This window comes from Kineosporia sp. R_H_3, assembly GCF_002198675.1.
Classification (GTDB): Bacteria; Actinomycetota; Actinomycetes; order Actinomycetales; family Kineosporiaceae; genus R-H-3.
Window position 1 is genome coordinate 42,385 of record NZ_MWLL01000155.1, and the last position, 10,739, is coordinate 53,123.

Below are 10,739 nucleotides of genomic sequence, written 5' to 3' on the forward strand. Positions count from 1 at the left end.
CCGATCCCGGAGCCTGACCCGTGACCGCCGAGCTCGACACCGCCTCCGACTCCCCGCCCGCCGGGCCGCAGGGCCTGTGGCCCCGGCTGCGGCACTGGCTGCGCACCCGCCGCTGGTTCCTCCTCGGTCTCGCGTTCGTCATCGCCTGGCTCGCCGTCGGTGGTGTCGCCGGGCCGTACTCGGGCCGGCTCGCCGAGGTGCAGAAGAACGACGCGTCGTCCTTCCTGCCGTCCGACGCCGAGTCGACGAAGGTGTCGGACCTGCAGGCGAAGTTCGCCCAGACGCAGTCGTTCCCGGCGTTCGTCCTGCTCGAGTCCGACACCGCGCTGACCCCTGAGCAGCTGACGGCCTTCCAGGCGTTCGCCGAGCGGATCCCGTCGGTCGAGGTGCCGGTCGCCGGTGCCGCCGCGACGAAGGTCGGTGACTTCCTCGTCCCCGGGCCGATCCCCGTGGTCCCGTCGCAGGACGGCAAGGCGGCCCTGGCCCTCGTGAACTTCGACGTCAAGGACATCGGCATCACGCTCGCGGACGGCGAGAGCCCGATCCAGCGGTCGGTCCAGGAGATCCGGGCGCTCGAGGGCTCGGTCGAGACCGCGGGTGCCCAGGTCTACGTCGCCGGCCCCGGCGGCCAGCTCGCCGACCTCGTCGAGGCGTTCGGCGGCATCGACGGCGTCCTGCTGCTCGTCGCGCTCGCCGCGGTGCTCGTCATCCTCCTCGTCGTCTACCGCAGCCCGGTGCTGCCGTTCCTCGTGATCTTCACGGCGGTCTTCGCGCTGAGCCTCGCGAGCGTCGTCGTCTACTTCCTCGCGAAGAACGACGTCATCACGCTCGACGGCCAGGCCCAGGGCATCCTGTCGATCCTCGTCGTGGGCGCCGCGACCGACTACGCGCTCCTGCTCGTCGCGCGCTACAAGGAGGAGCTGCGCCGGCACGACGACCGCTTCGAGGCGATGCGGTTCGCGTGGCGGCGCACCCTGGAGCCGGTGCTCGCCTCCGGCGGCACGGTCATCCTCGGCCTGCTGTGCCTGCTGCTCTCCGACCTCGGGCCGACCCGCGGCCTCGGGCCGGTCGGCGCGATCGGGATCGCCGCGGCGATGCTCTCGGCGCTCACGTTCCTGCCGGCGGTCCTCGTCGTCCCGGGCCGGACGACGTCCGGGGAGCACGGCCGCTGGATCTTCTGGCCGGGCGTCCCGCACGTCGGCAGCCGTGGCGCCGAGACCAGCGGCATCTGGGCCCGGGTCGCACGGCTCGTCGGCACCCACCCGCGCCGGGTCTGGGTCGTCACCGCGATCGTCCTCGTCGGGCTCGCCGCCTGGCTGCCGACGCTCAAGGCGGACGGCACGAAGCAGTCCGACGTCTTCCTCGTGACCGTCGAGTCGGTGACCGGCGACGAGCAGCTCGCGCAGCACTTCCCGGGCGGCTCCGGCAGCCCGACGATCGTCGTCGGTCCGGCCGCGGACGCCGACCGGCTCGTCGCCGCCGTCAAGGGGGTCCCGGGGGTCGCCTCCGTCGTCCCGACGACGGACGCGCCCGCCGGTGCCCCGGGTGCCGCGACGGCGCCGCCGAAGGTCGTCGACGGGCTGGTCCAGCTCGAGGTGACCCTCAGCGACCCGGCCGACTCGCCCGCGGCCGACGACACCGTCCGCGCACTGCGGACGACGCTCGACGGGGTGAGCGCCGACGCCCTCGTCGGCGGGGTCACCGCCCAGAACCTCGACGTCCGGGACATCTCGGCGGCGGACCGCAACCGGATCATCCCGCTCATCCTGCTGGTGATCTTCGTCGTCCTCGCGCTGCTGCTGCGCTCGCTCGTCGCACCGGTGGTGCTCATCGTCGCGAACGTCCTGTCGTTCGCGGCGACGCTCGGGACGGCGGCGCTCGTGTTCAACCACGTCTTCGACTTCCCCGGGTCGGACCCGAGCGTCGTGCTCTACGGGTTCGTCTTCCTCGTGGCGCTCGGCATCGACTACTCGATCTTCCTCATGACCCGGGTGCGCGAGGAGTCGATCCGGCAGGGCACCCGGCCCGGCATCCTCACCGGGCTGTCGGTCACCGGCGGCGTCATCACGAGCGCGGGCATCGTGCTCGCGGCGACGTTCGCGGCGCTCGGCGTGCTGCCGATCCTGTTCCTCGCCCAGATCGCGTTCATCGTCGCCTTCGGCGTCCTGCTCGACACGCTCGTCGTCCGGTCGCTGCTCGTTCCGGCGCTGTCGCACGACATCGGCCGCCGGGTCTGGTGGCCGAGCCGGCTGGCCCGGGCGGAGCAGCCCGCGGACTGAGCCCCGCGGGCCGGGGCCCGTGGACGACGGACGGCGGCGCCACCCCGCACGGGTGACGCCGCCGTCCGCGGTCCGGCCTGCGGTCAGCGCTGGTAGACCCGCAGGTAGTCGATCGAGTACGAGGCCGGGAACGCCGTCGAGGCGTCCGGGCTGCCCGGCCAGCGGCCGCCGACCGCGAGGTTGAGCCGCACGTAGAACGGCTTGGCGAACGCGTCGTCCAGCCACGAGGTTGTCGCCGACGTCCGGCTGTAGGTCAGCTTCCCGTCGATGTACCAGCGGATCTCGCCGCGCTCCCACTCGGTGGCGTAGGTGTGCCACCCGGCGGAGACGTCGAACGGGGTCGTCGCGACGCTGACCTGCTTGGGATGGGTGCCGTTGTAGTCGTACCAGATCGTGTGGTGGATCTTGTTCGACGTGTCGGCCCCCGGGCCGCTGCCGACGGCCTCGAGGACGTCAAGCTCGCCGGTGCCGCCGCCGACCGGCCGCAGCCAGAACGCCGGCCAGAGGCCCTTCGACTCGCCGGCCGCGAGCGGCAGCTTCGCGCGGATCTCGAAGCGGCCGTAGGTCCAGGCGTTCTTCGTCTTAAGCATCGCCGACGTGTAGGACCGGCCGCCGGGGAAGCGTGCGTCGCTGCTCCCGCAGGTGACGGGGGTGGGCTCGCGGCGGGCGCGCAGGGTGAGGACCCCGGCGGACGCGGCGATGTTCTCCGGCCGGTTCATGAGGCAGGCGAGCTCGGCGTTGCCGTCGCCGTACGTCGACCGGTTCTCGACGGCCCAGTCGGCCGGGTCGACGGCGCCGTCGAACTCGTCGGACCAGACGAGCCGCCAGCCGGCCGGGGCGGGGGCGGCGGTGGTCTTCGTCGGTGTCGGTGCGGGGTCGGTGGTCTTCGTCGGCGCCGGAGCGGTCGCGCTGCCGTCGCCGACGGTGGGCGACGGCGAGGGGGTGGCCGTCGGGGACTGCGAGGCGGTCGGGTCCGGCTCCGCGGTGGCGGAGGCCGACGGCGACGCCGGGACGGGCACCGGTGCCGCGGCGGCGTCGGGCGCGGGACCGCGGTCGACGAGCTTGACGTCGTCGACGAAGAACGAGGCGCCGGCCGGGAGGGCCCTCCCGAGGACGTTGAGGTCGAGCGTCGCGCCGTCCGAGGCGGCCGTGTAGTCCACGGCGACGCGGTGCCAGCCGGTGTCGCCGGCGACGACGGTCCGCGTCCGCTCGCCGAGCAGCGTCCCGCCCCGGTACTCCATGAGCCGGACGGCGAGCCGGCGTCCGGCGACGTCGGCCTTGACGTAGGCCCGGGCCCGGTAGCGGTGCCCGGCGACCGTCTTCGCGACGGTGTTCACGGTGTCGTTGAGCGCGCCCGTACGGGTCGTCGAGCCGCTGTTCGTCACGAGGGCCGCCCAGTCGCCGTCGTGCCCGGGGCTGACCCGCTCGAGGGTGAAGGGGGCGCTGGTGTACCAGCCGGCGAGGCCGTCCTCGAAGTCGCGGTTGGCGACGAGGTTGGTCGTCGTCGCCTGGGCGACGCCCGCGGCCACGGAGCCGCCGACGACGACGGTCGAGGCGAGGACCACGGCGACCGCGCGTCGTCCGGGGCGGACGGACCGGGAGCGGTCGTTGCTGTGGCGCACGAGCATCGCCGGGGTCACCTGGTGTGACTGATCCGCGCGATGCCGGGGCCCTGGCCTGGCCTGGTCGACGATCACGGTTGCGGAATGTAGCGGCGGATCCCTCGTTCGGCCCATGTGCGGACGGTAGTGGTGACGTGACGTCCTGGTGGGCCCAGCAGGAAGCCCGTCGCGGGGTTCCTCCGTGCGACCTGCGAAAACGCCGCCAACGCCCGGTGGTGCGGATGGGGCTGGTGGGACTGAAGTAGTGACTCAGATCACTACGACGAACATCCCGAAACGGTCTCCATAACGTGCCCTTGATCCGGTAGCGCCGGATGCGGGGACGGGTCGTCCTGGCAGGGTGGACCCATGAGCCCACGTGTCGCCCTCGTCGGGTACGGCTCGGCCGGGCGGGGCATCCACGCCCCGCTGCTGGCGGCCGCGGGAGCCCCGCCGGCGGTCGTCGTCACCGCGGACGCCGGGCGCGCGGCCCAGGTCGCCGCGGACCTGCCGGCCGCCCTCGTCGTCCCCGACCTCGGTGCGGCCCTGGCGACCCGTCCGGACCTCGTCGTCGTCGCCTCGCCGAGCGGCGTCCACGGCCTCAACGCGCTCGCGTGCATCGAGGCGGGGGTGCCCGTCGTCGTCGACAAGCCGCTCGCCGTCGACGGCCGGCAGGCCGCGGACGTCGTCGACCGGGCCGCCGCGCTCGGGGTGCCGATGACGGTGTTCCAGAACCGGCGCCTGGACCCGGAGAACCTCACGCTCGCGCGGCTGCTCGCGGACGGGGCGCTCGGCGAGGTGCACCGGTTCGAGCGGCGCTGGGAGCGCTGGCGACCGGTGCCCAAGGACCGCTGGCGGGAGAACGCCCCCGCGGCCGAGGGCGGCGGCATGCTCCTCGACCTCGGGCCGCACCTCGTCGACATCGCCCTGCTGCTGTTCGGCCCCGCCGTCGCCGTGTACGCCGAGACGGCCGCCTGGACCACGCGCGCCGAGGACGAGGCCTTCCTCGCCGTCGAGCACGCGGGCGGTGTCCGCAGCCATCTCACGGCGTCGTCCGTGGCCGGTGCGCCCGGTCCGCGGACCCGGGTGCTCGGCTCCGCGGGTGCCTACGTCGTCACCCGGTTCGAGGCCGAGGCGCACGCCTTCGGCGGCTTCGAGGACGAGCCCGGGTGCACCGGGTGGCTCGTCGCGGGGGAGGAGCGCACCCCGGTGCCGACCGCGCCGGGCGGGCACGGCGACTTCTACCCCGCCGTCCTCGCGGCGCTCGCCGGCCCGGACGCCGCGGCACGGCAGGCGGCGATGCCGGTCGACCCGCGGGACGCCGTCGCGACTGCCCGGGTGCTCGACGCCGCGCGGGTGTCCGCCGAGCAGCGGCGGGTCGTCGAGCTCGGCTGAGGACCGCTGCCTGCCGGGCAGCGCTGCCTTCCGGGCCGGTCAGCCCATCCCGACGAGCGTGGCGTTCGCGGCGGCGTCCAGCGGCTCCCGCGGCGGGACGGCGAGCCCGAGGTGCTCGAGGACGGCGTTCGCGGCCCGCCGGCCGGACACGAGCGCACCCTGGATCGAGGCGGAGTCCCGGTGGTCGCCGGCGACGAACCGGCCGCCGCCGAGGGCGACCGGACGGCGGACGTCGAGCGGCGGGTCCATCGCCGTGAGCGCCTGCGGGATCGCGTGCGTCACGAGGAGCTCCCACCGGCTCGTGTCGAAGCCGTAGACGTCCCCGAGCTGCACCCGCAGGGTCTTCTCGGTCGCCGGGTCACCGGCGTCGCCGAGAACCGTCGACGCCACGAGCGCCCGGCCCGACCCGTTGCGGGACAACGGGTCCGGCGAGTACGACGGGGCCGCGTTGGTCATGACGACGGTGTTGACCAGCGGCCCGCGCCGGTCGCCGTCGACGTGCAGGGCCGCCGACGCCGTCGGCCGCTCCGGGGCGACGTGCCAGAACGTGGTCAGCGCCCGGACCCGCGGCACGGGCAGGTCGAGCAGCGCACCCGCGGTCGCAGGGTCGGCCGCCACGACGACCGCGCGGGCCGTCGTCCGGCCGTGCGACGTCTCGACGCCGTCCGCCGCGACGGCCCCGACCCGGACGCCGTACCGCACCGACCCCGCGGGCAGCCCGGCCGCGAGCTGGTCCGGCATGGCCTGCATCCCGGCCCAGGGCACCGCGGGGCTGCCCTTGACGAAGCTGCGGACGAGCAGCTCGACGAAGCGGCGGGACGTGCTGCCGTCGCTCTCCGCGAGGGTGCCGGCGAGGAAGGTGTCGACCACCTCGCGGCGCAGCGCACCGCGGACGCCGATGCGGTCGAGGAAGACGCCCCACGGCTCGTCGGGGGCGCTCAGCAGGTCCTGCGGGTCGCGCAGGGCGCAGCGCAGCGCCCAGCGCGCGAACGCGGCCTTCTCGCCGACCGAGCCCGGGCCGCGCAGGCCGCCGGAGACCGCCCGCAGGAGGCTCGACGGCGGGACGCGGCGCGGGTCGGCCATGAGGCGACGGCCGGCCGCGTCGGCGACGACGACCCCGGCCGGGAAGGACTGCAGCCGCAGCGCCGGGAGGTCGAGCACCCGCCGCGCCTCGGGGTAGGCCGGGTTGAGCAGCTGGAAGCCCCGGTCGCAGCGGAAGCCGTCGACGACGTCCGTCCGGACCCGGCCGCCCGGGCCGTCCGCGGCCTCGAGCACCGCGACGTCGAGGCCCGTCCGGGCCAGGACGCGGGCGCACGCGAGGCCGGCGAGCCCCGCGCCGACGACGACGACGTCGGCGCGCTCGGGCCCCGCGGCGCCGCCGGCGGGGGTGGCTGCGGGGACGGCTGCGGGCGCCGCCGCAGGGTCGGGGGTGACGGCGTTCGACGGGTCCGGGCTCACCCGGTCGACGCTAGCGCCGACCGGGTGCTCCTGCCGCGGCGAAACCCTGGGCTGTGGACGACGAACCGCCGGCCGGCCGGCGGCGACGGGGCCTGTGGACGACGGACGCACGCCGCGGCGGACCTGGGGCACCCTGTGCGGCGTGGATCATGACTCGTCTGCGTCCGGTGCGTCATCCGTGCCGTCGTCCGTGCCGTCGTCCGTGCCGCCTGTCGTCCCCGGTCTCGTCCTGGGCCGCCTCCTCGGGCGTGGCGCGCACGGCACCGTCTGGGAGGCCCGCGACCCGGTCACCGGTGACCGGCTCGCGGTCAAGGTCGGGCGGCGCCCCGACGACGCCCGGACCACCCGGGAGGCCGCCCTGCTCGCCCGGGTCGAACACCCGCACGTCGTGCGGCTGCGCAACCTCGTCGAGTGCCCCGACGGCACCCGCGCGCTGGTCCTCGAGCTCGCAGGCGGCGGCAGCCTCGCGGGGCTCGTCGCCGCGCGGGGACGGCTGGGGGCCGGCGAGACGGTGACGGTCGCGGTCGGCCTCGCGCGGACCCTCGCGGACCTGCACGCGCTCGGCCTCGTCCACGGCGACCTGACGCCCGGCAACGTGCTGCTCGCGGACGACGGGCGACCGCTCGTCGGGGACCTCGGCGTCGCCGGGGTGCTCGGACGGGCGGACGGCGAACGCTGGGGGACGGCGGGTTTCGCCGACCCGGCCGACGGGCCGGCCGACGACCCGGCCCGGGACGTGCACGCCCTCGGGGCGGTCGTGCGGTTCTGCCTCACCGGCTCCCCGGACGCCGACGCGGGCCCGGCCGGCGGTCACCCGACCGGCGCGGCAGCAGACGGGACGGCTGGGGCGACGTCGGACGCCACGGTGGACGCGCTGCTCGCCCTCGCCGACCTGTGCACCGGTGACCGCCCGGACCGGCGGCCGGACGCGGCCGAGGTCGCGCGGCTCGCGTGGGCGGCCGGGCCGGCGGCGCCGGTGCGGCTCGTCCGGAGCGCGGGCGACACCGCCCCGGACGACGCCGGTGCGGCCCGTGCCCGGGAGGCGCGGGACCGGGTCACCGCGGCGCTGCTCGGCCGGTCCGACGCCGGTCCCGGAGCGGTCGAGGTCACGCGCCGCGTCCGGGACGCCGCCCGGTCAGCGGCGGACCGCCAGGCTGCGGCCGCCGAGGCCGGCCGGGAGCGTCGCCGGCGCCGGCTGCGGCGTGCGGTCCGGACGGGGACGGTGCTCGCCGGAGCCGTGGGCGTCGGCGGCCTGGTGGCGGTGCTCGCCGCCGCGTGGCTCGTCGACGACCGGCCCGGCGCGCCCGGCGCCCGCCCCGGGCCGGCGGGGCCGTCACAGCCCTCGGGGACCGGGCCGTCCGGGGAGCGGCCGTCGGCTGCGCCGCCGGTGTCCGGGGCCGGTGCGGCGTCCCCGGGCGGTGCGGCGCGGCCCGCGCCGACGGCCGTCGTGCGCGCCGTCGAACGGCTCGCCGCGGCGCGGGCCGAGGCGCTCGGGTCGGTGTCGGTCGAGGGGCTGCGCTCGGTCGACGAGACGGGCTCGCCGGCGCTGGCGGCGGACCGGGCGCTCGTCGACCGGCTCGCTGCGCGCGGGCTGCGGCTGGCCGGGCTGAGGTTCACGGTGTCCCGGGTGCGGGTGGTCCGCGCCGAGGGCCCGACGCTGACGGTGACGGCCCGGGTCGCGACGTCCGCGCACCGGCAGGTCGGCACGGACGGCGCCGTCGTCACCCGGGTCCCGGCGGGCGCGCCGCGCCCGGTCCGGCTCGTGCTCGTCGAGACCGCGGACGGCTGGCGGGTCCGCAGCGTCGCCCCGGCCTGAACCGGGCGGGGTCAGGACTGCGCGCGCAGCCACTCCGCGGCGGAGTCGAGGTCCGGGTGCCGGAACGAGAACCCGGCGTCGAGCAGCGCCTTGGGCAGCATCCGCTGGCTCGCGAGGACGTCCGCGGCGAACTCGCCGAGCACGGCCCGCAGCGCGATCGCCGGCGCGGGCAGGAGGGCCGGACGCCGGAACGCCCGGCCGAGCGTCTTGGTCAGCTCGCCCTGGCGCTGCGGGTTCGGCGCCGAGAGGTTCACCGGGCCCTCGACGTCCTTGTCCAGGAGGAACTCCAGCGCGGCGGTCTCGTCCTCGAGCGTGATCCACGGCCACCACTGCCTGCCGTTGCCGAGCGGCCCGGCGACGCCGAGCTTGAGCAGCGGGAGCAGCCGGCCGAAGGCGCCGCCGGTCGGGGACATGACGAGCCCCGTGCGGGCGTACGCGACCCGGATCCCGGCCTGCGCGGCGGGCACGGCCTCGGCCTCCCAGGCGTGCACGACCTCGGCGAGGAAGCCCTCGCCGGCCCCGGACGTCTCGGTGAGGACCTCGTCGCCGCGGCTGCCGTAGTACCCGACCGCCGACCCGGAGACGAGGACCCGGGGGAGCGGGTCGAGCTTCGTCAGCGCCTCGACGAGGGTCCGGGTGCCGAGCACCCGGGAGTCCCGGATCTGCCGCTTGTAGTCGTCGGTCCACCGGTGGTCGCCGACGCCGGCCCCCGCGAGGTGCACCGCGCCGTCCACGCCGGCGAGCCCGTCGAGGTCGACGGTGCCGCGCTCGGGGTCCCAGCGGACCTCGTCACCCGCCCGGGGCGGACGACGGACCAGCCGGACGACCTCGTGGCCCGAGGCGTGCAGCCGGGTGACGAGGGCGGTGCCGATGAGACCGGACGCGCCGGTGACCACGATCTTCACGCCTCCCATCGTGGCCTGTCCCCGGCGCCGCCGCCCGCCGAGACACGGGCCGCGTGCCGCCCGGTCGGGATCGGGCACGATGGCGGGTGTGAGCGACGACAGCGGCGACGGCGGGTCCGGGGCGGACGACGGGGTCGCGGTGACCGCGCTCGCGGTCAACGTGACGATCCCCGAGCACCTGCGCTGGACCGACACCCGGCGCGGGGAGACGTTCCTGCTCATGACGCTCAACGTCCGGCTGCTCCCCGACGGGCACCTCGCCGCCAAGGCGTACGGGCGCCCGGTCGCCGGCGGCCGCGGTGCGTACGTCTCGTTCCCCGTGCCCGACCGCCCCGAGCTCGCCCGGCTCGTCGCCGCCGGGGCCGAGCGGGCGGCGGCGATGTGGGCAGCGCACCGCGGTCCGCGCTGACCCGGCAGCCGCAGCGACCGCACGGGCAACGGCCCCGACGACGCGGACGGCGCCGCCCCCCGAGGGGGCGACGCCGTCCGGACGTGCGGTGCGGGTGCCGTCAGAGGCCGAGGTCGGCCTCGAAGGCGCCCTCCTCGAGGCGGGCCTTGACCGTGGTGAGGAAGCGCGCGGCGTCCGCGCCGTCGACGATCCGGTGGTCGTACGACAGGGCGAGGTAGACCATCGAGCGGACCGCGATCGTCTCGCCGCCGTCGCCGTCCTGGACGACGACCGGGCGCTTGACGACGGCGCCGGTGCCGAGGATCGCGACCTGCGGCTGGTTGATGATCGGGGTGTCGAAGAGCGCGCCGCGGCTGCCGGTGTTCGTCAGCGTGAACGTGCCGCCGCCGAGCTCGTCCGGGGTCACCTTGTTGTTGCGGGTGCGGTCCGCGAGGTCGGCGATCTTGCGGGCCAGGCCGGCGATGTTGAGGTCGCCCGCACCGTGGATGACCGGCACGAGCAGGCCGCGCTCGGTGTCGACGGCCACGCCGAGGTTCTCCTCGCCGTGGTAGACGACCTCGTCGCCCTGGATGCTCGCGTTGACGACCGGGTAGGCCTTGAGGGCCTCCACGGCCGCGAGCGCGAAGAACGGCAGGAAGGAGAGCTTGCTGCCCTCGCGGGCCTCGAAGTCGCTCTTGGCCCGGGCCCGCAGGCGGGCGATCCGGGTGACGTCGACCTCGACGACCGTGGTCAGCTGGGCCGCTACCTGGAGCGACTCGACCATGCGCTGCGCGATGACCTTGCGCAGGCGGGACATCTTCTCCGTCGTCCCGCGCTTGGCGGACACGCTCGCAGCGGGCTTGGCCGCCGCGGTCGCGGCCGGGGCGGCCGCGAGCA

8 protein-coding genes are annotated in these 10,739 nt (G+C 76.3%); 4 read left to right on the forward strand and 4 right to left on the reverse strand.

The annotated features are described in order from the left end of the window. Window positions 1-20: 20 nt before the first annotated feature. Window positions 21-2,279, forward strand: a complete 2,259-nt coding sequence (locus ECOMGDLI_RS16135) for an MMPL family transporter (RefSeq protein WP_198954911.1) — start codon at window positions 21-23, stop codon at window positions 2,277-2,279. An 83-nt stretch (window positions 2,280-2,362) separates the two neighbouring features. Here the strand turns inward: ECOMGDLI_RS16135 and ECOMGDLI_RS16140 are convergent, their stop codons facing one another. Further along, complete coding sequence (locus ECOMGDLI_RS16140) at window positions 2,363-3,907, reverse strand: family 16 glycosylhydrolase (protein ID WP_158221029.1); 1,545 nt, start codon at window positions 3,905-3,907, stop codon at window positions 2,363-2,365. A gap of 342 nt (window positions 3,908-4,249) precedes the next feature. Here ECOMGDLI_RS16140 and ECOMGDLI_RS16145 point away from each other — a divergent pair, with 342 nt between their 5' ends. Continuing rightward, entirely contained in the window at window positions 4,250-5,275 is a 1,026-nt protein-coding gene (locus ECOMGDLI_RS16145; RefSeq protein ID WP_088317874.1) for a Gfo/Idh/MocA family oxidoreductase, read from the forward strand. Window positions 5,276-5,314: 39 nt separating this feature from the next. On the opposite strand, the gene ECOMGDLI_RS16150 is transcribed toward ECOMGDLI_RS16145, so the two are convergent. Next, entirely contained in the window at window positions 5,315-6,733 is a 1,419-nt protein-coding gene (locus ECOMGDLI_RS16150) for an NAD(P)/FAD-dependent oxidoreductase (protein ID WP_088317875.1), read from the reverse strand. Window positions 6,734-6,911: 178 nt separating this feature from the next. Here ECOMGDLI_RS16150 and ECOMGDLI_RS16155 point away from each other — a divergent pair, with 178 nt between their 5' ends. Further along, window positions 6,912-8,549: a serine/threonine-protein kinase gene (locus tag ECOMGDLI_RS16155; protein ID WP_158221030.1), complete on the forward strand. Its 1,638-nt coding sequence runs from the start codon at window positions 6,912-6,914 to the stop codon at window positions 8,547-8,549. Window positions 8,550-8,560: 11 nt separating this feature from the next. On the opposite strand, the gene ECOMGDLI_RS16160 is transcribed toward ECOMGDLI_RS16155, so the two are convergent. Then, window positions 8,561-9,463 (reverse strand): TIGR01777 family oxidoreductase, encoded by a 903-nt coding sequence (locus ECOMGDLI_RS16160; RefSeq protein WP_088317879.1) that lies wholly within the window; start codon window positions 9,461-9,463, stop codon window positions 8,561-8,563. Between the two features lie 79 nt (window positions 9,464-9,542). Between ECOMGDLI_RS16160 and ECOMGDLI_RS16165 the strand changes: the two genes are divergently transcribed. Continuing rightward, window positions 9,543-9,863, forward strand: a complete 321-nt coding sequence (locus ECOMGDLI_RS16165; RefSeq protein ID WP_198954912.1) for a hypothetical protein — start codon at window positions 9,543-9,545, stop codon at window positions 9,861-9,863. Window positions 9,864-9,963: 100 nt separating this feature from the next. Here the strand turns inward: ECOMGDLI_RS16165 and ECOMGDLI_RS16170 are convergent. Next, on the reverse strand, window positions 9,964-10,739 hold a 776-nt coding region (locus ECOMGDLI_RS16170; protein ID WP_198954913.1), incomplete at its 5' end, for a 2-oxo acid dehydrogenase subunit E2.